This is a genomic window from Aeromonas sp. ASNIH5, assembly GCF_002902865.1.
Classification (GTDB): domain Bacteria; phylum Pseudomonadota; class Gammaproteobacteria; order Enterobacterales; family Aeromonadaceae; genus Aeromonas; species Aeromonas caviae.
In genome coordinates, this window is the sequence record NZ_CP026122.1 from 4,729,422 (window position 1) to 4,752,575 (window position 23,154).

At 60.1% G+C, this 23,154-nt stretch carries 27 protein-coding genes; 18 read left to right on the plus strand and 9 right to left on the minus strand.

Annotated elements, in window-relative coordinates:
• Positions 1 to 30 precede the first annotated feature (30 nt).
• From astE to C2U30_RS22295, 6 genes are all read left to right on the plus strand, one after another.
• Entirely contained in the window at positions 31 to 1,047 is a 1,017-nt protein-coding gene (astE, locus tag C2U30_RS22270) for a succinylglutamate desuccinylase (RefSeq protein ID WP_103244600.1), read from the plus strand.
• Between the two features lie 261 nt (positions 1,048 to 1,308).
• Complete coding sequence (gene pdhA / locus C2U30_RS22275) at positions 1,309 to 2,397, plus strand: pyruvate dehydrogenase (acetyl-transferring) E1 component subunit alpha (protein ID WP_103244601.1); 1,089 nt, start codon at positions 1,309 to 1,311, stop codon at positions 2,395 to 2,397.
• Positions 2,394 to 3,380: an alpha-ketoacid dehydrogenase subunit beta gene (locus C2U30_RS22280; protein WP_042864128.1), complete on the plus strand. Its 987-nt coding sequence runs from the start codon at positions 2,394 to 2,396 to the stop codon at positions 3,378 to 3,380. The genes pdhA and C2U30_RS22280 overlap by 4 nt, the downstream gene beginning before the upstream one ends.
• A gap of 94 nt (positions 3,381 to 3,474) precedes the next feature.
• Complete coding sequence (locus C2U30_RS22285; RefSeq protein WP_010675312.1) at positions 3,475 to 4,575, plus strand: dihydrolipoamide acetyltransferase family protein; 1,101 nt, start codon at positions 3,475 to 3,477, stop codon at positions 4,573 to 4,575.
• Positions 4,576 to 4,781: 206 nt separating this feature from the next.
• Positions 4,782 to 4,991 (plus strand): cold-shock protein, encoded by a 210-nt coding sequence (locus tag C2U30_RS22290; protein WP_005302803.1) that lies wholly within the window; start codon positions 4,782 to 4,784, stop codon positions 4,989 to 4,991.
• Between the two features lie 76 nt (positions 4,992 to 5,067).
• Complete coding sequence (locus C2U30_RS22295) at positions 5,068 to 5,379, plus strand: hypothetical protein (RefSeq protein ID WP_103244602.1); 312 nt, start codon at positions 5,068 to 5,070, stop codon at positions 5,377 to 5,379.
• Here C2U30_RS22295 and C2U30_RS22300 read toward each other — a convergent pair.
• Positions 5,366 to 5,614 (minus strand): TIGR02647 family protein, encoded by a 249-nt coding sequence (locus C2U30_RS22300; protein WP_010675310.1) that lies wholly within the window; start codon positions 5,612 to 5,614, stop codon positions 5,366 to 5,368. The genes C2U30_RS22295 and C2U30_RS22300 overlap by 14 nt on opposite strands.
• 246 nt (positions 5,615 to 5,860) lie before the next feature.
• On the opposite strand from C2U30_RS22300, the gene C2U30_RS22305 reads away from it, so the two are divergent.
• Both C2U30_RS22305 and C2U30_RS22310 read left to right on the plus strand, forming a co-directional pair.
• The gene (locus tag C2U30_RS22305) at positions 5,861 to 6,409 is read left to right on the plus strand and encodes a hypothetical protein (protein WP_045524136.1); all 549 of its coding nucleotides are present in this window, start codon (positions 5,861 to 5,863) and stop codon (positions 6,407 to 6,409) included.
• A 94-nt stretch (positions 6,410 to 6,503) separates the two neighbouring features.
• Complete coding sequence (locus C2U30_RS22310) at positions 6,504 to 6,896, plus strand: DUF2750 domain-containing protein (RefSeq protein ID WP_039040225.1); 393 nt, start codon at positions 6,504 to 6,506, stop codon at positions 6,894 to 6,896.
• An 89-nt stretch (positions 6,897 to 6,985) separates the two neighbouring features.
• On the opposite strand, the gene C2U30_RS22315 is transcribed toward C2U30_RS22310, so the two are convergent.
• Together C2U30_RS22315 and C2U30_RS22320 are read right to left on the minus strand one after the other, a co-directional pair.
• The gene (locus C2U30_RS22315) at positions 6,986 to 8,791 is read right to left on the minus strand and encodes an extracellular solute-binding protein (protein ID WP_199767387.1); all 1,806 of its coding nucleotides are present in this window, start codon (positions 8,789 to 8,791) and stop codon (positions 6,986 to 6,988) included.
• Between the two features lie 135 nt (positions 8,792 to 8,926).
• Positions 8,927 to 9,820: an EamA family transporter gene (locus tag C2U30_RS22320; RefSeq protein ID WP_010675306.1), complete on the minus strand. Its 894-nt coding sequence runs from the start codon at positions 9,818 to 9,820 to the stop codon at positions 8,927 to 8,929.
• Positions 9,821 to 9,998: 178 nt separating this feature from the next.
• Between C2U30_RS22320 and C2U30_RS22325 the strand changes: the two genes are divergently transcribed.
• Positions 9,999 to 10,187: a hypothetical protein gene (locus tag C2U30_RS22325; RefSeq protein ID WP_010675305.1), complete on the plus strand. Its 189-nt coding sequence runs from the start codon at positions 9,999 to 10,001 to the stop codon at positions 10,185 to 10,187.
• Here C2U30_RS22325 and C2U30_RS22330 read toward each other — a convergent pair.
• A complete protein-coding gene (locus tag C2U30_RS22330) occupies positions 10,184 to 11,374 on the minus strand; it encodes an HD-GYP domain-containing protein (protein ID WP_041213169.1) in 1,191 nt (396 codons plus the stop codon). The two genes, C2U30_RS22325 and C2U30_RS22330, sit on opposite strands and share 4 nt — an antisense overlap.
• Before the next feature lie 122 nt (positions 11,375 to 11,496).
• Between C2U30_RS22330 and C2U30_RS22335 the strand changes: the two genes are divergently transcribed.
• Together C2U30_RS22335 and rsuA are read left to right on the plus strand one after the other, a co-directional pair.
• Positions 11,497 to 12,699 carry an ISL3-like element ISAeme19 family transposase gene (locus tag C2U30_RS22335; protein WP_076611394.1) on the plus strand — a complete coding sequence of 401 codons (1,203 nt, stop codon included), beginning with the start codon at positions 11,497 to 11,499 and terminating at the stop codon, positions 12,697 to 12,699.
• A gap of 159 nt (positions 12,700 to 12,858) precedes the next feature.
• The gene (gene rsuA, locus C2U30_RS22340) at positions 12,859 to 13,551 is read left to right on the plus strand and encodes a 16S rRNA pseudouridine(516) synthase RsuA (protein WP_039040228.1); all 693 of its coding nucleotides are present in this window, start codon (positions 12,859 to 12,861) and stop codon (positions 13,549 to 13,551) included.
• A 101-nt stretch (positions 13,552 to 13,652) separates the two neighbouring features.
• Here rsuA and C2U30_RS22345 read toward each other — a convergent pair whose 3' ends face one another.
• Complete coding sequence (locus tag C2U30_RS22345; protein WP_010675302.1) at positions 13,653 to 14,555, minus strand: DMT family transporter; 903 nt, start codon at positions 14,553 to 14,555, stop codon at positions 13,653 to 13,655.
• Positions 14,556 to 14,851: 296 nt separating this feature from the next.
• Between C2U30_RS22345 and C2U30_RS22350 the strand changes: the two genes are divergently transcribed.
• Both C2U30_RS22350 and yfcE read left to right on the plus strand, forming a co-directional pair.
• Complete coding sequence (locus C2U30_RS22350; RefSeq protein ID WP_199767311.1) at positions 14,852 to 16,489, plus strand: peptide ABC transporter substrate-binding protein; 1,638 nt, start codon at positions 14,852 to 14,854, stop codon at positions 16,487 to 16,489.
• A 10-nt stretch (positions 16,490 to 16,499) separates the two neighbouring features.
• On the plus strand, positions 16,500 to 17,042 hold the full coding sequence (gene yfcE / locus C2U30_RS22355; protein ID WP_103244605.1) for a phosphodiesterase: 543 nt from the start codon (positions 16,500 to 16,502) through the stop codon (positions 17,040 to 17,042).
• A gap of 13 nt (positions 17,043 to 17,055) precedes the next feature.
• Here the strand turns inward: yfcE and C2U30_RS22360 are convergent.
• The 4 genes from C2U30_RS22360 to flgA form a co-directional block, all read right to left on the minus strand.
• Positions 17,056 to 17,909 (minus strand): IS5 family transposase gene (locus tag C2U30_RS22360; RefSeq protein WP_103244606.1). Its coding sequence is split into 2 segments (ribosomal slippage): positions 17,056 to 17,567 and positions 17,567 to 17,909, totalling 855 coding nucleotides; the frame shifts between segments, so codons are not numbered across the junction.
• Between the two features lie 106 nt (positions 17,910 to 18,015).
• Entirely contained in the window at positions 18,016 to 18,432 is a 417-nt protein-coding gene (locus tag C2U30_RS22365; protein WP_162540923.1) for a flagella synthesis protein FlgN, read from the minus strand.
• Positions 18,429 to 18,749, minus strand: coding sequence for a flagellar biosynthesis anti-sigma factor FlgM (gene flgM, locus C2U30_RS22370; RefSeq protein WP_010675298.1), 321 nt, complete (start codon positions 18,747 to 18,749; stop codon positions 18,429 to 18,431). The genes C2U30_RS22365 and flgM overlap by 4 nt, the downstream gene beginning before the upstream one ends.
• Before the next feature lie 94 nt (positions 18,750 to 18,843).
• Positions 18,844 to 19,449, minus strand: a complete 606-nt coding sequence (gene flgA, locus C2U30_RS22375) for a flagellar basal body P-ring formation chaperone FlgA (RefSeq protein WP_308444226.1) — start codon at positions 19,447 to 19,449, stop codon at positions 18,844 to 18,846.
• Between the two features lie 237 nt (positions 19,450 to 19,686).
• Between flgA and C2U30_RS22380 the strand changes: the two genes are divergently transcribed.
• The 5 genes from C2U30_RS22380 to C2U30_RS22400 all read left to right on the plus strand — a co-directional run bounded on the left by C2U30_RS22380 (position 19,687) and on the right by C2U30_RS22400 (position 23,147).
• Positions 19,687 to 20,598, plus strand: a complete 912-nt coding sequence (locus C2U30_RS22380; protein WP_010675296.1) for a chemotaxis protein CheV — start codon at positions 19,687 to 19,689, stop codon at positions 20,596 to 20,598.
• Positions 20,599 to 20,615: 17 nt separating this feature from the next.
• Positions 20,616 to 21,440, plus strand: coding sequence for a CheR family methyltransferase (locus tag C2U30_RS22385; RefSeq protein WP_010675295.1), 825 nt, complete (start codon positions 20,616 to 20,618; stop codon positions 21,438 to 21,440).
• A 61-nt stretch (positions 21,441 to 21,501) separates the two neighbouring features.
• On the plus strand, positions 21,502 to 21,903 hold the full coding sequence (gene flgB, locus C2U30_RS22390; protein ID WP_010675294.1) for a flagellar basal body rod protein FlgB: 402 nt from the start codon (positions 21,502 to 21,504) through the stop codon (positions 21,901 to 21,903).
• Positions 21,900 to 22,319 (plus strand): flagellar basal body rod protein FlgC, encoded by a 420-nt coding sequence (gene flgC / locus C2U30_RS22395; RefSeq protein WP_005329775.1) that lies wholly within the window; start codon positions 21,900 to 21,902, stop codon positions 22,317 to 22,319. Before flgB ends, flgC begins: the two co-directional genes overlap by 4 nt.
• 90 nt (positions 22,320 to 22,409) lie before the next feature.
• Entirely contained in the window at positions 22,410 to 23,147 is a 738-nt protein-coding gene (locus tag C2U30_RS22400) for a flagellar hook assembly protein FlgD (RefSeq protein WP_010675293.1), read from the plus strand.
• Positions 23,148 to 23,154: the final 7 nt, after the last annotated feature.

Consider the following 23,154-nt stretch of genomic DNA (forward strand, 5'->3'; position numbering starts at 1 on the left):
CATAGCATTCCAGACAAGAGGGTGAGATGGATGATTCCCCAGCATGACTTTTTGGCTCTGACCCGCCGCCACGAGTGGCAGCTCGATCCTTTTGCCTTCGACCTGGCCAACGGCACCCGGGTGAGTGTGTGGGACACTGGCGTACTCTGCCTGGAACCCACAGGGACGTCGCCTGGCGGGCGCAAGGACATAGTGCTCTCCTGCGGCATTCATGGTAACGAGACAGCCCCCATCGAGATCTGCAACCAGTTGCTGACCCGGCTGCTCAGCGGGGAGATCCAGGCCTGCCACCGGGTGCTGTTCCTCTTTGGCAACCCCGCCGCCATGAACCAGGGGGTGCGAGAGGTGGAAGAGAACATGAATCGGCTCTTCTCGGGCGCTCACAGCAAGGGGGAGGGGCTGTGCAACAGGGAGCGCATTCGCGCCATGCGTCTGGAGCAGTATGTGAGCCGCTTCTTTGCCGACCCCGCCAGGCCCCGTTATCACTACGATCTGCACACCGCCATTCGCGGCTCCCGCCACGAGAAGTTTGCCGTCTATCCCTTCCCCCACGAGCGGCCGCACTGCAAGGAGCAGGTGCAGTTCCTCGGGGCTTGCGGGGTGCGCACCATACTGCTCTCGAGCGGCCCGACCACCACCTTCAGCTATTACAGCTCGCACCAGCATGGCGCCCATGCCTTCACGGTGGAGCTCGGCAAGGTGCGCCCCTTTGGCGAGAACGACATGACCCGCTTCATCGAAGTGCGTCAGGCGTTGCAGGAGCTGGTGACCCGGGATGAGGTGATGCTAGAGCCCTGGCGGGCGGATGACTTCACGATTTTTGCCATCGATAGGGTGATCAACAAGCAAACGGCCGAGTTTCGTTTCCTGTTTGCCAGCGACGTGGACAATTTCACCGAATTTCCCCAGGGGTTTGTGCTGGCGGAAGACGGAGATCGGCAATACAGGGTAGAGAAACCGCGGGAAGCGGTGGTCTTCCCCAACGCCAACGTGGCCATCGGCCAACGTACCATGCTGCTGGTGGTGCCGACCCGTTTGTGGGAGTGATCTGAGCCCATTTTTTCACGCCAATCCTGCGCCCTTGGCGGCGTGCCAAATACAGGCGTGATCCCGAACCCGCTTCGACAGGGAGCCCGAAAGGGCTCCCTTCTTCGTTTCTGCTCGCCGAAAATATCCTCTTCTTTCTGAAATTAAAGAAGTTTCTACTGGTCTTACCTGACTGAATCCCGTTGCCCTTTGCTTAACATATTATTTACATTCTAAGCGTCACCTCATGGTGGTGACGCTGACAACGGCAAGGAGCCAGTTATGACCCATGTCGACATTCCCTTCCTTCGTTACCTCGATGAGGAGGGGCGCCCGGTCGCGACACTGCCGACTTGGCTGGACAAGGCGATGCTGCACACCTTCTACCGCAACATGGTGATGGTGCGCAGTTACGACAAGAAAGCGATAGCACTGCAGCGAACCGGCAAACTCGGCACCTTTCCCTCCCATCTCGGGGCGGAAGCGGTGGGGATCGGGGTCGGGCTCGCCATGCAGTCAGAGGATGTCTATGTGCCCTACTACCGGGACATGCCCACTCTCTACGTGAGGGGCGTGCCCATGGAGCAGAACCTGCAGTATTGGGGCGGGGACGAGCGTGGCAGCGTCTTCTACAAGGCCGATGGCGAGTTGTCGGAAGACTTGCCCATCTGCGTTCCCATCGCCACCCAGATCACCCATGCTGCCGGCATCGCGGCCGCCTTCAAGCTGCGCAACCAGCCCAGGGTCGCCGTGGTGACCATCGGCGATGGCGGCACCTCCAAGGGAGATTTCCTTGAGGGGCTCAACTGTGCCGGTGTCTGGCATCTCCCCATGGTGATGATCATCAACAACAACCAGTGGGCCATCTCGGTGCCGCGCAAGTTGCAGTCGAGCGCGCCCACCCTGGCCCAGAAGGGTATCGGGGCCGGGGTGCGCAGCCTCCAGGTGGACGGCAATGACGTGGTGGCTGTCTATGAGGCGACCCGCGCTGCCGTCGAGCGGGCTCGCAGCGGCAAGGGGCCGACGCTTATCGAAGCCGTCAGCTACCGGCTCGGGGATCACACCACCGCCGATGATGCGACTCGCTATCGTGACGGCGCCGAGGTGGAAGCGGCCTGGGCCAGGGAACCGGTCAAGCGGCTGCGCCAGTTCATGTTTGAACGGGGCTGGTGGGATGAGCAGCAGGAACAGGCGCTGCTGGCAGAGGCGGGCCGGGAAGTGGAACGCGCCGTTGCCGCCTATGAGGCCATCACGCCCCAGGCGCCGGAGACCCTGCTCGATTACCAGTTTGCCGAGCTGCCGAAGGCCTATCTTGCCCAGCGCCAGCGCATCATCGCCAAGGGCATGCAGCAGAGCGGGGAGGGACTATGAGCGATATCACGCTGCTCGAAGCGATCAATCTGGCGTTGCACCACGAGATGGCACGCGATCCTGATGTGGTGGTACTGGGGGAGGATGTGGGGGTCAACGGCGGTGTGTTTCGCGCCACCGTGGGGCTTCGCGATAAATTCGGGTTCAAGCGGGTCATCGATACGCCGCTGGCCGAAGGGCTCATCGCCGGGGTGGCGGTGGGCATGGCGACCCAGGGGCTCAAACCCGTGGCCGAATTCCAGTTCCAGGGCTTCATCTTCCCGGGCATGGAGCAGATCATCTGCCAGGCGGCGCGGATGCGAAACCGGACCCGTGGCCGCGTCACCTGTCCCATCGTCTACCGCTCCCCCTACGGCGCCGGCATCCATTCGCCCGAGCACCACAGCGAGAGCGTCGAGGCCCTGTTTGCCCATATCCCCGGGCTGCGGGTCGTGATCCCTTCGAGCCCGAAGCGGGCTTACGGCCTGCTGCTGTCGGCCATTCGGGATCCGGATCCCGTGATGTTCTTCGAGCCGGATCGCATCTATCGCTCCATGAAGTCGGATGTGGTGGATGACGGCGTCGGCCTGCCGCTGGATGTCTGCTTCACCCTGCGTCCCGGCCGGGACATCACTGTGGTGGCCTGGGGAGCCTGCATCCAGGAAGTCATGCGGGCGGCGAACCTGCTGGCGGAGCAGGACATCCAGTGCGAGGTGCTGGATCTTGCCACCATCAAACCCCTGGACATGGAGAGCATCCTGACCTCGGTACGCAAGACCGGGAGGTTGCTGGTAGTACACGAAGCCTGTGGCAGTTTCGGGGTGGGTGCCGAAATCGTGTCCCAGGTGACCGAAGAGGCGATGACTGCCCTCAAGGCGCCGCCAAGACGCCTCACCGGCGTGGATGCCGCCGTCCCCTACTATCGCAACGAGGAGTATTACCTCATCACCGAGCAGGAGATCGCGCAGGCGGCTCGGCAACTGATGGAGAACCAGTGGCTATGACGCGCGACAGGTACGGATGCGCAAGTGCCTGGGCCACAGGGCTCCATGGTGTCTGTCAATGTTTGGTGATGTCCCAGCAGAGGGAGAGCAGGTCATGAAATTTTTCAAATTGCCGGATCTGGGCGAAGGACTGGCCGAGGCCGAGATCGTCGAGTGGAAGGTGAGCGCCGGTGATACGGTGCAGGTAGATCAGGTACTGCTGTCGGTGGAGACAGCCAAGGCGCTGGTGGATGTGCCCTCGCCGGTGGCCGGGGTCATCGCCAGATTGTGTGGGCAGGAGGGGGACATCCTCCACATCGGCGCCCCGCTGGTGGAGTTTGAAGGGGGCGAGGATGACGGCACCGTCGTTGGCAAGGTCAGCGCCCATCAGCAGCATATCGAGGATCATTTCGTGGTGGGGGCCATGGCGCCCGGCGGCACGCTGGTGCAAGCCATGCCAGCGGTCCGTCTGCTGGCGCAAAAACTGGGACTGGACATCGACAAGGTCAAGGGAACCGGCAGCGCTGGCATGGTGACCGAGCAGGATGTGCAACAGGCGTTCGAGGCCCAGCAGGAGAGCGGCAACGAATTCCTGAAAGGCTCGCGCCGGGCCATGGCCAAGGCGATGGAGCTCTCGCACCGGACTGTGGTGCCGGTGAGCATCACCGACGAAGTGGACTTGCGCCACTGGCGCCCGGATGAAGATGTGACGGTGCGCCTCATCAAGGCGATAGGCGTGGCGTGTCGGGCCGAACCCTCCATGAATGCGTGGTTTGACGGAGAGACCCTGTCGCGGCGTCTGTTCAGGGAGGTCAATGTGGCCATCGCGGTCGACTCCAAGCATGGGCTCTATGTGCCTGTGATGGAGAACGTGGCAGAGCGGGACCCGGCTGACATACGGCAGGGGCTGGATCGGATGATCGCCGATGTGAAGGCCCGTGCCGTGCCGCGGGAAATGTTGCAGGGGGCGACCATCACCCTCACCAACTTTGGCGCCATCGCTGGCCGTTACGCCAGCCCCATCGTCACACCACCCCAGGTGGCCATCATAGGAGCGGGCAAGTTGTTCGAGAAGGTGGTGTTCATCCACGGCGAGGCGCGCCCGGTGCGTGCACTTCCCCTGTCGATGACGTTTGACCACAGAGCCTGCACCGGTGGAGAGGCGGCTCGCTTCCTCAAAGCCCTGGTTCAGGCACTGGAGTCGGCACAGGTCTAAACCGCCGTACCCCGCCGCTGGCGGGGTACAAATTTGTTTGCGTAATCGACAAAGGCACGTATAATCTCAACCAGCTTGAAAGGGCGATAGTTATGTCAATGAATATGATGTTTTACATCTTTTCCTGTTGTTCATAAGTAATCCCGTTTTTTGAGCTTTACCCGCTGAAAAGCATAAGTAATTATTTTGAATACAGGTTTAAAGATATGTCTAACATGATCACCGGTACCGTTAAGTTTTTCAACGAAACCAAAGGTTTTGGCTTCATCCAGCAAGAAAACGGCCCGGACGTTTTCGTTCACTTCAGCGCCATCCAAGGTAACGGCTTCCGTACCCTGGCTGAAGGTCAGCGCGTACAGTTCTCTGTGACCCAAGGTCAAAAAGGCCCGCAGGCTGAGAACGTAACTGCTCTGTAATTCTTGCAGAATTTAAGAAAGCCGTGGTACCTCTGGTGCCACGGCTTTTTGTTTTCATGGCTTCTCAATACGCGTCATGACCCTGCTCTCCTCCCTCTTGCTGACCATTGCGTTGACCGGTCAGGCCAGCCCGCCAACGCCGGATCCTGCGGTGAATGATGCCGTGTCCGTGTGTCAACAGTTTGTACATGTTCGTCTGGGAAAAGCGGTGAAACCCGATGAGATCAGGGTACAGCCGGTGCCAAAACGGGCGGGAGAGTGGCTGGTCGATGGCAAGATAAAAGGACCCGAAGGTCCTTTGCTGTTTGCTTGTCTGCTGCGACAAGGAGAGCGCTGGGAGTTGCTCAACTTCTCGCTCTGGGCACCACAACCGCTCAATTCGGCTTGAGTGCAACCAGCAGGTGTTGGAGATGCTCCAGCATGGTCATGCCGAAAGGGGTCAGATAGCCGCCATCTGCCGCGGTGATCAGGCCCTGGCTGTGCAGGCGCGCTGCCGCCTGGCAAAGCGCTTCCGACATGTCGCTGCGCAGCTTGATCCCCAGGCTCATGTTGGCCGGATCAAAACACGCCAGTATTTTCAGCTCATTCACAAAATCGTCAGAAACCTGGTTGATCCCACTCATGGATGCACTCCTTACGCTAAAGATGTATGCAACCTAGCATCCCCGGTGCCTCTTTAGTGGGCGCTGGCTCAAACAATTGGCCTTTATCGGGGCCGCTCTGGTTCAAACGCTGCTTTTTTGGACGCTATCTATCACCGGCCCGGCTGGACGCAAACGCCCCCAGCAAGGCAAACATGCTAGAATGGCACCCTCGTTCACCCTCATGACCAGGCGTGATGCCAGGTCATCTTGTTCAAGGCGCGTCTCATGATCACTGTTACTCTGGTCTCTCTGCTGCACTCTCTGGGTCCCCGTTTTCCTGTTTATGCTCCCTCCTTGCTGCTCCCTCTCCTGGCGCAACATCAAGGAGATCTCTGGCTGCCGGCCATTCGTGGGGAAGACGTGACAACCCTTCGCCAGCATGGCAAGGATGCCCAGAGTCTGGCTACCTTGTCGGCAGGCTGGTGTGAATTCGCGGCCCAGAGCAAAGAGACGCCGGAGCTCGATGCGCTGGCAAGTTACGATGAGGAGATGCTGGACAACCTGCAGATGTACTGGCGCCACCCGAGCAAGATAAACAGCCCGATCACCGATAACCTGTTCGAGCTGCGCCGCGAGGTGGTGGACGAGGCCCATGGCGGCAAGCTGGTTGCTGCCTGGAGTGCCGCCCAGCAAGCACGGCTTGAGCAGATCATGGTGGGGGTCGCTGCGGGGCGGGATCAGCTCTGCTTTGTGGAAGTGGAGTCCGCCTATTGGCTGAGGGAGCGGCTGGGTGAGACCGCGGGACTCCGGCTGTTGACCCCCGAGCTGGGGTGAGGCGATGGAAAGACGGATGACCCATTACTCCTGCTGGACAAGGGGTCGGCAAGATGTGAACATGTCGCCCTTTATTGAACGAGAGACTTGACCGATGAGCTATGAACTTAGCGACACCGAGCGCAATGCCGCGCTGCAACTGAACGCCGATTACCGCTTTGATCACTTCATCAGCAAGCTGGTCGAGCACGAAGAGCTGTTTGTCCTGACCGACGAACACGGCGTCATGATGCTGACGACCGAAGAGGAAGACTGCATCCCGGTATGGCCGCATCCCGACTACGCCAAGGCCTGGGCCGAAGGGGAATGGGCCGAGTGCAAGCCGCAATCCATCACCCTCAAGGTGTGGCTGGATCGCTGGGTGGACGGCATGGAGCAGGATGATCTCTGCGTGGCCGTGTTCCCGACGCCGGATCAGGAAGGCATTGTGCTGGACCCGGCCGACGTCGCCGACGCCATTGCGCAAAAGCAGGCCAAACGCAGCTGAATGCCCTCTGCCTGGTGCCATCCTGGTTGTAACAAAGACCCCGCCAATATGCGGGGTCTTTTGTTTTGGGGCTGACGGTGCCAGCTGCCCTATTTTTGCTGGTAGGTGGTATCCGTGATGGTCACAGGCGGGAAGGTCTGCCCCCCTTTGATGGCGGCCCGGGTCTGCGCCTTTGCCGCTTCGTCAATCCAGAGCAGGCCGCCGAAGCTGTAACCCGAATTGGAGCCGTCTAGGGGCCAGTAGAGCAAGTCGCTCTGAGGGGTTGCCGGCACCTTGGGCAGGCGTACCCAGCGCCAGGCGCCGGCCCGGGTATAGGGCACCTGATAGGCGGGGACGAAGCTGGCGAGCTCATAGAGTCGCTGCTGGATCTGGCGGGAGAGGTCGGCCTTCTTGCTGAAATCGAACGCCTTGTCGTATTGCTCCACCAGAGCCGAGATCCTGTCGTCATCGATGTTCATGATGTTGTTGGTCTGGGGCTTGTTGGCATTGACCCTGTGGAAGTGTTCCCAATAGGCGGGATAGCGACCACCGCTCCAGGCCATCCAGGCACTCTGGTGTTTTTTCTCCAGCATGGATTTGAAGCCGGCAGACGCATCCATCAGATTGAGCTCGAGGTTGAGCCCCGCCTTTTTCGCCTCTTCCCGCAGCAGGGTGAGGCGCTGTGCATGTTCCGCCGTGGTGTAGGTGATGCTGAGGGAGAGGGGCTGGCCCTTGTCATTTCGCAAGATGCCATCCGGCCCGGTCTTGGTGAAGCCCGCCTTGGCAAAGAATTCGCGAGCAAGGGCGGGATAGAAGGGGCGCGCCTTGAGGTCGGTATTGGTGAAATCACCCTGGCCCGAGCCATAGGTGTTGAGACGCTGGTAGTCCCCCCGCAGCAGGGTCGCGATCATCTTGTCCAGGGCGAGGGCGTGCTGGATGCCGAGTCTGACGTCGAGATTGCTCAGCAAGGGATCGGCCGTGTTGAGATAGAGCCCCATGGGGGGCTGAGGCGTCTGGTTGTAGAACCAGAGCCGCTCGATATAGCCCTTCTCGAATTCGGCGGTCTTGCTCTTGTCATGCCACCAGTTGGGCATCACGAGGGGGAAGGTGTCGAGCTCACCGCGCAGGAAGTGCTGCCAGGCGATGTTCTGATCCCTGAGCACCTTGATCTCGATGCGATCCGGATTGAAGCGGTGCTGGAAGTAGCGCTCGTCGTTCCCCCACCAATCCTTGACCCGGTCGAAGGTAACCGACTTGCCCTTCTTGAGCTCGCCAATCTGGTAGGGGCCGGTGACCGGCAGCACCTTCCAGTTGTACTCCTTGACCCAGTTGGCGGTCAGCTTGATGGCGTGGCTGGGCTCCGGGGTGAAGGGGAGAGCTTCGAGCAGATCTTCCCGGCTCTTCTCGGTGCCGCTGGTGATGGCGAGGGTGTGATCGTCAAACTTGGTCACTTCGCTTATCTGGGTGCTGTAGTAGTTGTTGTACCAGGGGTCGTTGATCTCCTTGCTGCGCATCATCTTGAGGGTGAAGACCCAGTCGTCCGCAGTGACGGGCTGGCCGTCCGACCAGCGGGCCTTGGGGTTGATACGAAAATAGAGCGTCTTGTTATCCGCGGCGAAAGCCCACTGGTTGGCCAGCATGGGGATGGGATTGCGCGTCACGGGATGGGTGCTCAGGAGCGGCAGGTTGGTCTCGCGCACGTAGGCCGCAAAACCGCCGTTGGAATCCGGCCCGTATTTGCGCAAGGTGAGCGGAAAGCTCGACATGAAATCCCGGAAGGTGCCGCCTCGCTTGGCCTCGGGGTCTGCATAGACGGGATCGGTGTCGTTGTTCTCCCATTTGAGATCTGCCGGCAGGGTGGCACTCCAGCCGAACGGGCTCCAGCAGAAGGGGAGCAGCATGGCCGTGACCCGCATGATGCCTGGTAAAGAGGGGATGATCGAAAATGACGGATGACGCATGTCCTTGCTCTCCTGATGATGGCATCCTGCCGAAATAATGGGGTGGGCCCAAGAGGGCCTGACCCATGATGGGAAGTTTCCCGGGCGAGGTCAATCCTCGGTTTGGGTCTTCAAGAAGCGCATCTTGCCCCCCAGCAGATGCACCACGAAGCCGAGCAGCACCAGACCCGAGCCCAGCCATTGCAGGGGAGTGGGGTGTTCATCGAGCAGCAGGGCGGCGGCCACCATGCCGACACAGGGAACCAGCAGGGAGAGGGGGGCAACCTGGGCCACCGGATAGCGCATCAGCAGCCTCCCCCACAGGCCATAACCGAGCCAGGTGGCGATAAACGAGAGATAGAGCACGCACAAGACGCCCTGCCAACGGATGTTGAGCAGGCTGCTTGCGATGAGTTCGGGCCCCTCGAACAGCCAGGAGAGCGCGAAGAAGGGCAGGATGGGCACCAGCCCGCCCCAGGCGACCAGGCTCGGCAGAGAGGTGCGATAGCGCAGACCTATCTGGCGATTGATGACGTTGCCAAGGCCCCAGCAGGCGGCTGCGCACAGCGTCAGCACAAACCCGATGAGGGTGAGGTTGCCCTCGCCATGGGTGGCAATGAGATAAAGACCTGCTCCCGCCAGCGGCAGTGCCACCCAGTGGTGGGGCTGCCAGCGCTCTCCGAGCCAGATCATGGCGAACAGCAGGGTGAAGACCACCTGGGATTGCAGCACCAGGGAGGCCATGCCGGCGGGCATGCCGAATTTCATGGCGCAGAACAGGAAGGCAAACTGGCCCAGGCTGATCGCACCGCCATAGGCCAGCAGCCAGCGCCAGGGCATGGCAGGCCTGGGGACCAGCAGAATGGCGGGGAAAACGACTCCGACGAAACGCAGTGCTCCCAGCAGCAGTGGGGGGATGCCTTCCAGCCCCCACTTGATGGCAACGAAGTTGAGTCCCCAGCAGAGAATGACCAGGGCGGCCAGACACTTGTCCTTGGTTTGCATGCAGCATCCTTGTTTGAGCGGCGCCGGCACGGCAGGGCGCCGAAGGGGTCGAGCATACCTGCTACAGGGTGGGCACCGTCAAGGGCGCAGGTGTCTGCCGGGCGAGTGCGGGCGGGCTAAGCTAAAAGTGAGAGCCCGGATTGACGGGCTGGCGTCGATGGCTGACCGGAGGTATTCCATGAGCGACCATACCCTGCTGCCCCATGGTGAAGACTTGCGCCGCGCGGTGCGCTGGCTCAGCGAACACCATCAACACGACATCCGGGCCATCGAAGAAGCCTGCCTGCGCTTCGATCTCTCCCCTCTGGATGAGGAGTTCCTGATTCGCCATTGCCGCGAGCAGCCGCCAACAAGCCGGACAGGTTAGACGAAGTTGGCCAGGTTGATGCCAAACTCCTTGGGGTCCACCGTGCTCTCTATGGTCTCCTGAACCCCGTTTTTGGCGAGATCCAGCCACTGCACCTCGAGATAATGGCGATGGCCTGCGTGATAGATCACCTTGACCACGGGCTTGAGCGGTTGCTGTTCGTTGCGCTGCATCACGATGGCCAGGCGCTGGTTGGAGAGCTGCACCAGGGTACCCACCGGATAAACCCCCATGCACTTGATGAACCTGGTTACCAGGTCGGCATCAAAATGCAGATCAACCCCCTTGAGCAGAATGCGAAACGCCTGGGTTGGCTGCATGCCCTGTTTGTATACCCTGTCTGCCGTCACCGCATCATAGACATCGACGATGCCGCTCATGCGGGTGTAGAGGGAGAGCTGATCCCCCTTGAGGCGCCGCGGGTAGCCGGTGCCATCGATCCGCTCGTGATGGTTGGCGGCCACCTCCAGCATGATGGGGGTGATGCCGGCGGTGGCGGCCAGGATGTCGTGGCTGTGGACCACGTGCTCGCGCATCACCTCCAGCTCCTCATCGGTGAGCTTGCCCGGTTTGTTGAGCACCTCGTCCGGGGTCATGATCTTGCCCACGTCGTGGAGCAGGCCACCCAGGGTCAGCTCCTTGAGCACGCTGCGATCCAGCCCCAGGTAGCGGCCGAAGTTCGCCAGGAGGATGGCGACATTCATGGAGTGCTCCATCAGGTAGGCATCCTTGGCACGGATCCGCGCCAGACAGAGCATGGCATCGCCGTGGGTGAACATGGTATCGACCATCTCTTCGGCCACGGCGGCAAGGGGCGTGATGTCGATGGGCTCACCGGCCTTGAGATGGCGAATGAACTTGCCCTGGAGTTCGCGCGCTTCCTGATAGAGCCGACGGATCTTGAGCTCGCGCCCTTCACCACTGCCGATCTGACGAGAGGAGCCCGCCCCGTTTGTCACCACATCCGCCGGGCTTGCCGTGCCCCCTCCCGGCAGCTTGCTGCGGGCAAGATCCACCCGCACCGTCAGCACGCCACGCCGGATCAGCGCCTCCACCTGCTGAGGGTTGGTCACCATGCCCGTCTGGGCAATTTCCATGGCGCCGGTCTGGCTGGCAATGGCAATGACATACATGCCAGGTTTCAACTGGCTGACGGGGATGACGGGGTGAGACTTCGTCGGCTTCATGGGTACATCCTGGGCTTATTATTAGGTTCTTCGCGGGATCTTGGGGAAGTGGAAGTTGACAGACAGGGTGCTGGTAAACTGGCTGTCTCCAAACACACCACCACCATCACCCTGCTGTCGCCGTGCATCATATTGATATTGCCTCCTTCTGGCCAGGTTATACCGTCATCGCCCAAGCGCTTTCTGCCAACCATCACACCCTGTTTACCCTTGAGCCTCGCGCCGACCTGTTGCCCCGTTGTCGCCGATGCCTGCAACCCACGCCATTGATCCACGACCAACGTATCCGCCGGGTGCGTGAGCGAGACCTATTTGACCGACAAGTCTGGTTACAACTGCCTGTTCGCCGCGTCGACTGTCTGCGCTGTGGTCGCGTCAGTGAACATATCGACTGGCTCCCCTCTGGCTCCCGCCTCACCCGGCGCATGCAGTGCTGGATTGAAGCGCTCGTTCAGTACCTCCCCATCCGCCATGTCAGCCAGCTCACCGGGGTCGGTTGGCACACCATCAAGGAGATCGACAAGCGCCGTTTGCAGACCAGTGTGGGCACCATCGAACTTGGGGAGGTGCGGCGGCTGGTGATGGATGAGTTTGCCCTGCACAAGGGACACCGCTATGCCACCGTGATCATGGATGCCGAGCGAACCCGCGTCCTGTGGGTGGGGCACGGCAACAGCCGGGCCGCTATCCGTCCCTTCTTCGAGCAGCTCGGCGAGCGATGCCAGCAGATTGAAGCGGTGGCGATGGACATGAACACGGCGTTCGACCTGGAGGTGAAGCAACACTGCCCGCAGGCGGAGGTGGTCTACGACCTGTTCCACGTGGTGGCTCGCTATGGCCGAGAGGTGGTGGACCGGGTGCGAGTGGAGCAGGCGAATGCACTGAAAAGCGATAAACCGGCGCGAAAAGTGGTCAAAAGTGCGCGTTGGTTGCTGCTACGTAATCGGGCGAAGTTGAGTGAAAAACAGGATGTGAAGTTGCAGGAGCTGTTGGCGGCGAATCAACCGCTGGCGATGGTGTACGTGCTGAAAGAGGGGTTGAAGGGCATCTGGTATGCGCCGAGCGTGTGGGAAGGATGGCGACGATGGCGGAGCTGGATGCGGCAGGTGAAGGAAAGCGGGCTAGCGCCGCTGCAACGATTTGGTCGAAATTTATCGAAATATATGCGGGGGATCCTGGCGAGTGCAAACTACCCGATGCACACGAGTGTGCTGGAAGGGGTGAACAACAAGATCAAAGTGATAAAGCGTATGGCATATGGATTTAGGGACTCAGAATACTTTTTTCTGAAAATCAAGGCGGCCTTCCCCGGAAAGCCGCGATGAACCTATTATTATGTGTGATGTCGGTCTGCTGACGGCAGTCTATCACTGGCGCATCATGGCGTCAGGCGCCATCTTGAGTCCCTGTCGCTTAGTACTGGTGTTGTCGGGTCTGACCGATATAATGTCGCCCCCAATCATGATGGATTCCGAGGTTTTTGCATGCGGCTCGACAAATTTCTTTGCGATTGCTCCGATTTGACCCGTTCCCAGGCGGGCAAGCTGATCCGTCAGGGGGAAGTGCTGGTAGACGGCGTGCTGGTCAAGCAGCCCGCCTTTCACATCAATGAGCAACACCAGATCGAGTTTGACGGTGTGACCTTGACCCTGAACCTGCAGAATCGCTACTTCATGCTGCACAAGCCGGAAGGATATGTCTGCTCCAACGAGGACCCGGATCACGCCACCGTGTTCCACCTGCTCGACGAGCCGGCCATGGGCAAACTGCATGTGGTGGGGCGCCTCGATCTCGATACCACCGGGCTGGTGCTGATCACCGATGACGGCCAGTGGTCCCATCGCATCACGTCGCCCCGGCACGAGTGCGCGAAGACCTACCATGTCTGGCTGGCTGATCCCGTGAGTGAAGAGGCTATCTCGCTCTTTGCCGACGGTATCTACCTGCGCAACGAGAACGACAAGACCCGCCCTGCGGAGCTGGAAATCCTGGACGAGCGGGAAGCACGCCTGACCATCCACGAGGGCAAGTATCACCAGGTGAAGCGGATGTTCGCCGCCATCGGCAACAAGGTGGTCGGGCTGCATCGGGAACGCATTGGCGATCTGGCTCTGGACGATGAGCTGGCACCAGGGGAATACCGGGAGCTGACCGAAGAGGAAGTGGCCCTGTTCTAGGGACGCGATCGCCTCTCTCCCTGTCCGGCAAGGGGGAGCATCGGCGGCTCAGTGCCGCCGATGGGCGTGTTGGTCCTTCCTTCTTGCAGGAGAGACGGGGCTCAGTTCCCCATTCCCAGCACCAGGGCCGTGCCCAGGGTGGCCAGCAGGGCTCCGGCCCAGGCGGGGAGCGAGGGACGCATCCCCGAGTGCCACCACAGCAAGGGCAGCAGAATGACCGGTGTGGTGGAAGACAAGATGGCCACCATGCCCACATCTCCCTGACGCAGGGCCACCAGGATCAGGGTCATTCCCAGCGTCATCGCCAGAAATCCGTTGATGCCTATCATGCCGAGCACCTGCCGGTTGATTGGGTTGTGCGGCATGGCGAGCGGCAGGCGCAGTGCCCGCAAGACGCAGTGTGCCAAGAGGGCGCTGCCCATGCGCACGCCGGAAGCGCTCACCGCGTCCACGGTGCCGCTCATCATCACCGGCTTGGCGATGATGGCTCCGAGGCTCTGGCACAGGGCTGCGGTGAGGCCAAGGGCTATGCCGACCACGAGGCGGCCGCGCACCTGCTCCCATTCGTTCTGCTGATTGTCGCCACGACGACCAAACAGGATGGCGAGCATGACCCCGGCCAGGACCAGCAAGGCGCCCGGCAGGCGCCAACCATCGAGCCGCTCGCCAAAGAGCCAGAGCCCGAGCAGGGCGGAGAAGAGGGCGTGGCAGGAGAAGAGCAGACCGCTGCGCCTGGGGCCGAGTCGGTTCATGCAGGCAAAGAGGGCGGTGTCGCCGACGAAGATGCCGATGAGGCCGGAGAGGGCCAGCAGGGGAAGGGCGCTCTCGGTGAGGGTCTGCCAGCCTCCCGTCACCAGACTTGCGCTGGCCAGCATCAGGCTGACCAGGAACATCCGCCAGCGACTGTAGGCAAAGGCCCCCAGATGGCGAGCCGGTTTGACGGAGATGAGGGCGGCGATCGCCCATAAACTGGCGGCAGCCAGCGCCAGCCATTCGTAACCCATAAAGACCCCTGAAACGGTAGACGACAACCGGACTTGCAGGCGACACATCACCCCGGGCCGATTGCCAACGGGGCAGGGGAGTGCGCCTTCTGGCGATTGCGCCCACCCGTGGCGGCCGTGTCGTCATAAAACCTTGAAAAAAATAGCCCGAAAGACTCCCTCTATCGGGCAGGCCCGATACAATACGGGTCGTCTTCGGGGATAACAAGCGCGGCATGATGCATTCGGTTCCAGGCGCGCCGCCGGCCTTCCCCCCATTGCAATTGCAGTCAAAAGAATTGAACGAGGTTGATGTCATGTTTTACCGTTTCGCCGCCAGGCCAGCCCGCCGCTGGCTCTCTCCCTTGCTGTTCGGGTTGATGGCGGTGCCGCCGCTTCAGGCCACTACCGTGGTGCAGCAGCCCGTGCTGTCGGACAGGCAGACCCTGGTCAAGGGCAATGGCGCCGAACCCGAGTCCCTCGATCCGGCCCTGATCCGCTCCGGTTTCCCGGGGGAGGTGGTGCTGGTGGACCTGTTCGAGGGGCTGGTGAGCGAGGATGGTCAGGGCAAGATAGTGCCCGCCCAGGCCCAGCGCTGGGAGACCAGCGAGGATGGGCTGGTGTGGCGCTTCTTCCTGCGTCCCCAGCTCAAATGGTCCAACGGCGAGCCCCTCACCGCCCGGGATTTCGTCTACGCCTGGCGGCGGCTGCTGAACCCGGCGCAGGCTTCCCCCTCCGCCGGCCTGCTGCTGGCGACCGGCATCAACAATGCCCAGTCCATCTATGCCGGGGCGCTCGACCTCGATGCCCTTGGGGTAGAGGCAGAAAGCGACCAGATCCTGAAAGTGACCCTGGAGCGCCCCGTTCCCTATTTCCTGCAACTGGTCAGCCAGCGCCCCTTCGTGCCGGTCAACGAGCGGGTCATCGCTCAGTTTGGCAAGCAGTGGACCCAGCCAGGCAAGATGGTGAGCAATGGCCCCTACAAGCTGGCGAGCTGGGTGGTGAACGAGCGCATCGAAGCCGAACGCAACCCCCAGTACTGGGATGACGCCCATACCCGGATCCAGCGGGTGACCTACCTGCCGCTCGCTTCCCAGCATGGGGAGCGGCTGCGTTACGAAGCGGGGGAGATCCAGCTCACCAACAAGGTGGCGCTGGAGTACTACCAGAAGACCATGCAGGAGGCACCGGAGCGGATCTGGGGTCTGCCGCTGCTTGGCACCTATCTTTACACCTTCAATCTCAATCGCCCCGAGTTGCAGGATGTGCGGGTGCGTCAGGCGCTCTCCATGGCCATCGATCGCCACCTGCTGACCGAGAAGGTGAGCGGCCAGGGGGAGCGCTCTGCCTGGTCACTGCTGCCCGCCATGCCGGGTTATGACGAGCTGGATATCCCCCTCTCCCGGGAAGACCAGCCGACCCGGTTGGCCCGAGCCGCCGCACTGTTGGCCCAGGCGGGCTACAACAGCGCCCATCCCCTCAGGCTGACGCTGACCTACAACACGTCGGAGAACCACAAGAAGCTGGCCCTGGCGGTGGCGGCCATGTGGAAACCGCTGGGGGTCGAGGTCTCTCTCAACAACATGGAGTGGAATTCCTATCAGGTAGCCAAGGACAGTGGTGATTTCATGCTGGCTCGTTCATTTTTGTTTGGTGATTATGTCGAGCCGTCGTCCATGCTTGGCAGTTTCCGCTGCCAGGATCCCCAGAACGAGAGCGGCTACTGCAACCCCGCCTTCGATGGTCTGCTGCAGCAGGCCTCCGAGACCCTGGATGCCAACGCCCGGTCCGGGATCTATCATCAGGCCGAGCAACTGCTGATGGAGGAGGTGCCCGTCATCCCCGTCTATCACTACAACCAGATGCGACTGGTGGACCCGGCACTGCGCGGCTTGCCGAGCCGCAACCTCAAGGGCGCCATCGCCACCAAGGATCTCTATTTCAGCCAGCCATGAGGAGTGTGGAATGAAGATTGCCATTGTCTCGGATCTGCACGGCAGTCTGACTGCCCTCGAGCAGGTGCTGGCGCAACTCGCTCCCTGGCAGCCTGATCACTATCTGCTGCTCGGGGATCTGCTCAATCACGGGCCGCGCAATCCTGTGCCGGCGGGGTATGATCCTGTCGCCGTGGCGGCAAGGCTCAACGAGCTGGCCCCCCGCATCATGGCGGTGCGTGGCAATTGCGATTCGGAGGTGGACCAGATGCTGCTCCACTTCCCCATCACGGCGCCCTACAACCAGCTGCTGGTGGATGGGCGGCGCTGGTTTGTCAGCCACGGTCATCTCTATGAGCCCGGCAACGTGCCCCTGCCAGCAGGGAGCCTGTTCATCAGCGGTCATACCCATGTGCCTGTGCTGCGCCAGGAGGGAGAAATGATCCTGATGAACCCGGGGTCTATCTGTTTTCCAAGGGGAGAGTGGGTGGCCAGTTATGGGCGCTATGACGACGGCTGCATGAGCATCCATGCCTGCAAGGATGGAGAAACCCTGATGCAGCTGGTGCTCTGACTAGGCTGCGTTCTCAAAATGCTGGTTTTCTGTCCACACATAACTCGCGCAAGTAGCGAAGGCAGAAAGCCAGTTTGATAAAGGCTGCAAAACTCTTGGCTAGCTTTTCATATCTCGTTGAAAACCGGCGAAACTTCTTCAACCAACCGAAGCACCGCTCCACGACATTGCGCCTGCGGTAATGCACCTTGTCCAGTACCAATGGACGCCCCTTATGGCGCCGTTGCTGGTAGCTGCGTTGCGGAATGACCGCTTTTATCCTTCTCCGCCGTAGCTCGGCTCGAAAGGCTTTGCTGCTATAGGCCTTGTCTGCGGCAAGATGCGTTGGCCGTGTTCGGTAGCGACCTGATGACGTTGGTATCCTCGCCATGGCCAACGCGCTTGTTGCATAGCTGATTTCTGCTGATTGCCCCGGTGACAGGCAGAAGCTCAGTGGTAAGCCATGACCGTCCGTGACCAAGTGAATTTTGCTGCCGAAACCTCCCCGCGAACGGCCAAGGGCTTGATTCATTGAGGTGTTTTTTTACGTGCACCGGCAGCATCTTTGGATGCTCTGACATTGGAGCCGTCCAGGCACCACAGGTCGAAATCGATGAGCCCTTCTTCATTGAGCTTGAGTTGCAGCGCTTCCAGAATGGCATCAATCCGGCCTGCATCCTGCCAACGCCGGAAGGTGTTGTAGACCGAATTCCATGGTCCGAAACGTTCTGGAAGGTCTCGCCAAGGAGCTCCGGTGTGGAGTATCCAGAGAATGCCATCGAGCACTTGGCGCGGTTCACGGGTAGGGCGCCCGATCAGGCTTCGAGAAGGAAACTGGGGCTCGATAAGCCCCAATTGTGCATCTGTCAGCTGATAACGGCGGGACACGGAATGGATCTTAAACTGTTGAGAAGATGTGAGATTATATCTTCATCACTTTAAGAACACAGCCTAGGGGCTGACAAGGAGAGAAAATCAGAAGGGGGAGAGGAGATCAGGCCTTGATCCCGAAAGAGCGGGTGCTTGAGCGGGTATTGCCTTTGGCGTCATAGGTCAGGGAGCTGCTGTCTCTGAGCTTGCTGAGGAAGCTGGCGAGACGGCGATTGGAGACAATGCTGAGTTCGAGCAGACGTCCATTGAGGTTGTTCTGCTCCTGACAGGCTTCCAGCTTGGCTTGAAGGGCCTGCAATTGGGCCGGGAAGGCGCCCAGCTGTTGCTGCAAGTCGGGTAGCTCTGCCAGAGTCTTGTCCAGCATCTCGATGGCCACCAGCAGTTGTTGCTTGCGATCGGCGAGTGCCGGCAAGGCAAGGGCCCGGTGAGCCTTGAGGAGGTCGAACTCCTCTGCCAGCAAGCCTTGCATCTGGGAGAGGTTGTCGTCCTGAGCGCGCAGCAGCGAAGGGAGGTCCATCATCCCAACCGTTTATCCAGATCGGCTTCGAAGCTGAACATCTTTCTGGCCACGGCTTCGCTGTTGACCTTGTACTCCCCACTGGCCACAGCCTTCTTCAGGCTCTCGACGCGGCTCTCGTTACCGGTGGAGGCGGTGTTGAGGGTCTTCTGCATCTGTTGCAATTGCTGCGCCTCACTGGTCAAGGAGACAGAGTCGCTCTTGACGGTCGTCGCACGGCTGCTCTCGCTGGAGGTCGCCGACTTGGTGGCTACACCTTGACTGCTTCCGCTGTTTTGCAGGCGGTTGTTAGCCAAGTTGTTGATATTGTTGATAGCCATAAGGTTTACCTTCGTCTGCTTTGCTGTTCGCTTACCTGTATATCGGTGACGGCGGTCAGAACTTTAGAAAAAAATTGCGCAGTGCATTCATGTGTCAGAATGTCACGACCACGGAGCCCACTGCACTGACCTGGCCTTGCACCGTTCTGCCCGAGCGCGTGTTGACAAGCCGGATCATGTCTCCGAAGCTGCCATCTTGCAAGGCGCGGGCCATGGTTTTGATCTGCATGCTGCTGTTTTCGGCGCTCAGGGTGACCTGGTCCCCCTTGCAGACCACGCATACCTGGGTGAGTCTGATTGGCTGACCCGGTTTGAGCTCACGCTTGCTGCGTACCCCGATGAGGGTGGTCGGGTCGGTAAGGTAGTCGCCACGGATCAGGGTCTGATCCTGGTATGCCAGGGTCAGCATGGGTTCACTCAGAATGTCTCCCTTGGCAACCGGGACGGCGACGGTGACATAGGGTTTCTGGATGCTGACCCGGACCGGTAGATAGAGATCCCAGGATTTGTCTCCCTCGCACTTGAGGTAGACGGTGGTGTTGCGACGGATCTCCATCCTGGCGGGGAGGGAAATGGTGAGGGCATCTTCGCAGCGCGTGAGGGGGAGGCGCTCGTCAATGGTACCGGCCTTGACGTCGGCCTGTGCATCGAGGGGAATATCGAGCTGGTCGAGCACGAACGCCTGTGCCTGTTCTTGCAGATAGTCGGTGACCTCGGACGCCATGGCGTGAGACAGACTGCAAAACGGCAGTAAGATAAGGAAAAGTCTACTAATCATTTTTGCTTACCGGTCGATAAGTTATTCACGTATACCACCGTAGTTAACTATGCTTGCTCCAGAATTATTCGATTGTTGAAACAACGATGATCTGATGCAAGCCAATGTGCATGCATAATGACATGCACGATCAGTGCCAAGCATTTTTAGGGAGTGTTTATGGCGAGTATTCTGGACTCGGTCAACCAGCGAACCCAGCTAGTGGGACAAAACAGGCTGGAGCTGCTGTTGTTTCGTCTCAATGGACGTCAAAGATTTGGCATCAACGTATTCAAGGTACGCGAGGTGCTGCAGTGTCCCCCTCTGACCGTCATGCCCAAGCTCAACTCCTGCATTCGCGGCGTGGCACATATCCGTGGCCAGACCATCTCGGTGATCGATCTCAGCATGGCGATGGGCAAGCGCCCCATCCAGGACCTCTCCAAGTGCTTCATCATCATCTCCGAGTACAACCGCTCCATTCAGGGGTTCCTGGTCCACTCGGTCGAGCGCATCATCAACATGAACTGGGAGTCCATCCTGCCGCCACCCAAAGGGGCTGGTCGCATCAACTACATGACGGCGGTGACCGAGGTAGATGGTGAGCTGGTGGAGATCCTGGACGTGGAGCGCATTCTCAACGAGATCTCGCCGGTCTCCACCGAGGTGTCCACCGAACTGGTGGAAGCAAGCGTGGAGCGCAATCCTCACGGGCGTCCCGTGCTGGTTGCGGACGACTCTTCGGTGGCGCGCAAGCAGGTTCAACGGGCACTGGAGGCTATCGGGGTGCAGTGCGTGCTGGCCAAGGATGGACGGGAAGCGCTCAACATGTTGCTGGAGATGTCCAAGAACGGTCCCATCAAGGATCAGATAGCCCTGGTCATTTCGGACATCGAGATGCCGGAGATGGACGGTTATACCTTCACCGCCGAGATCCGCAACAATCCCAACCTCAAGGATTTGCATGTTATCCTGCACACTTCCCTCAGTGGGGTGTTCAATCAGGCCATGGTGCAGAAAGTCGGAGCGAACAATTTCATTGCCAAATTCCAGCCGGATGAATTGGCCAAGGCCGTACAAGGCGCTCTCTAATCAAGAAGAACAACTGCATGAAGACACTTTCGGACGACTTATACAGGCAATTCAGCAATTTTCTGGCGCAACAGAGCGGCATAGTGCTGGGTGACAACAAACAGTATCTGGTCAAGAGCCGCCTGTCGCCCTTGATGACTCAGTTTGGTATCGAGAGTCTGTCTGATCTGGTCACCCGGGCGATGAGCGTGCGCGAGCGGGAGCTCAAGATGGCGGTGGTCGATGCCATGACCACCAACGAGACCCTGTGGTTTCGCGATACCTATCCGTTCCAGCTGCTGAGCGACAAGATTTTCCCGGAGCTTGGCAAGAGCGGTCGTCCCATCAAGATATGGTCTGCCGCCTCTTCATCCGGGCAGGAACCCTACTCCATCGCCATGACGGCGCTGGAGCAGCAAGTCAAGCGGCCGGGTACCTTGCCGGGCGGGGTGCAGATAGTGGGGACCGATATCTCCAGCACCATGCTCAACCAGTGCAAGGAGGGGGTCTACGACAGCCTGGCGCTGGCTCGCGGGCTCTCCCCCGAGCGCAAGCGACTCTTTTTCGAACCCTGTGGCGACAACAAGATGCGGGTGGTGGAGCGTGTCAGAAAATTGACCAGCTTCCGTCCCCTCAACCTGCTGGAGAGCTACAGCCTGCTCGGCAAGTTTGACATCATCTTCTGCCGCAACGTGCTCATCTACTTTGCGCCCGAAGTGAAATCCAAGATCCTCAACCAGTTCGCCAGCAGCCTCAATCCTGGCGGCTACCTGATGCTGGGGGCCTCCGAGTCTCTGGCCGGCCTCACCGACAAGTTCGAGATGATCCGCTGCAACCCCGGCATCGTCTACAAGGTCAAATAACCCCGCTCAATACCCTCTTGGCACACCTCTTGCTAAATATTCATGAAGCAGGAGGTGTGCTATGGCAATTTCATTCGACAAGGCATTCGGTGTTCATCAGTACACGCTGAGCGTGCGCGCCAAGCGTGCCGAGGTGTTGTCCAGCAACATCGCCAATGCGGACACGCCGGGCTTCAAGGCCCGTGACATCGACTTCTCACAGGCGTTGCAGGATGCCCAGGGCCAGCAAGGGTTCGGGCTCAGCACCACCAGCGAGAAGCACTTCGCCTTGCAGATGGATACCCCGGGCACGACCCAGTACCGCAATCCCCTGCAACCGGATACCGGTGACGGCAACACGGTGGACGTGCAGCAGGAGCGCAGCGAGTTCCTGCGCAACAGCCTCGAATACCAGGCCTCCCTTGAATTCATGAACAGCAAGATAAGCGGCCTGCTCAAGGCACTGAAAGGAGAGCAAGGATGAGTTTGTTCAAGGTCTTTGACATTGCAGGCTCTGCCATGAGCGCGCAGTCCGTTCGCCTCAACACGGTGGCGAGCAACATGGCCAACGCTGACAGTGTCAGCTCCAGCGTGGAAAAAACTTACCACGCCAGGCGGCCAGTCTTTGCCGCCCAGCTGGATCAGGCCATGTCCGACAAGCAGGCCTCGGTCGGGGTGGATGTGAAGGGCATCGTCGAGAGTGATGCGCCCCTGCTCAAGGAGTACAACCCGAATCACCCCATGGCGGACAAGGATGGCTTCATCTTCAAGCCCAACGTCAACATGGTGGAAGAGATGGCGGACATGATAGCGGCGTCGCGCAGCTACCAGACCAACGTCCAGGTGGCCGATGCGGCCAAGAAAATGTTGCAGCAGACCCTGGGTCTGGGCAAGTCCTGACAGAGGTGAACCCGGATGAGAGTGACCCGTGATCGCCTGCCAGGCGGCAACAATCGGCCCAGTGGGCACGCCCTAGAGGGGGGAGCATAAGTGGCAGATACCTATGACAGCCTGCTGGGCGTCAACCGGACGACGTCGGCCCAGACCAGTACGGTCAACACCAGTACCCAGAAAAAGGAGCTGGATCAGGAGTCCTTCCTGAAGCTGCTGACCATGCAGCTCTCCTATCAGGATCCGTTCAAACCGGTGGACAACGCCCAGATGCTTTCCCAGATGACCTCGATGTCGACGTCTCAGGGGATCAGCAGCCTCTCCACCCAGATGGAGAGCCTCAACAGCCTGATGACCTCCAGCCAGGCGCTGCAGGCCTCCGCGCTGGTGGGACAGAACGTGCTGATCCCGTCCAACACGGGTTACGTGGAGAAGGGAGGCACCCTCACGGGGGTCATCGCCACCGGCGATGGCGGCAGCAACATCAAGGTGACGGTGAAGGACGAGAGCGGCCAGGTCATCCGAGAGTTCGCCATCGAAGGGAGCCACAAGGGGAACGTGGCCTTTGAATGGGATGGCAAGGACAAGTCCGGCAACCAGGCCAAGAGCGGCAAGTATTCGATAGAGGCGCATGCCACCGTCGACGGCAAGTCGGAGAGCGTCCCCGCCCTGACTTACGCCAAGGTGGAGAGCGTCACTCTGGGAACGAGCACCAACCCCAGCACCCTCAAACTCAAGGGACTGGGCGGCATCTACCTGACCGATGTATTGGAAATTGGCGCGACGACCGGCAAGACCACCACCCAGTCGGCTTCGTCCTCTAACGCAGTGATCTAAGGAGAAA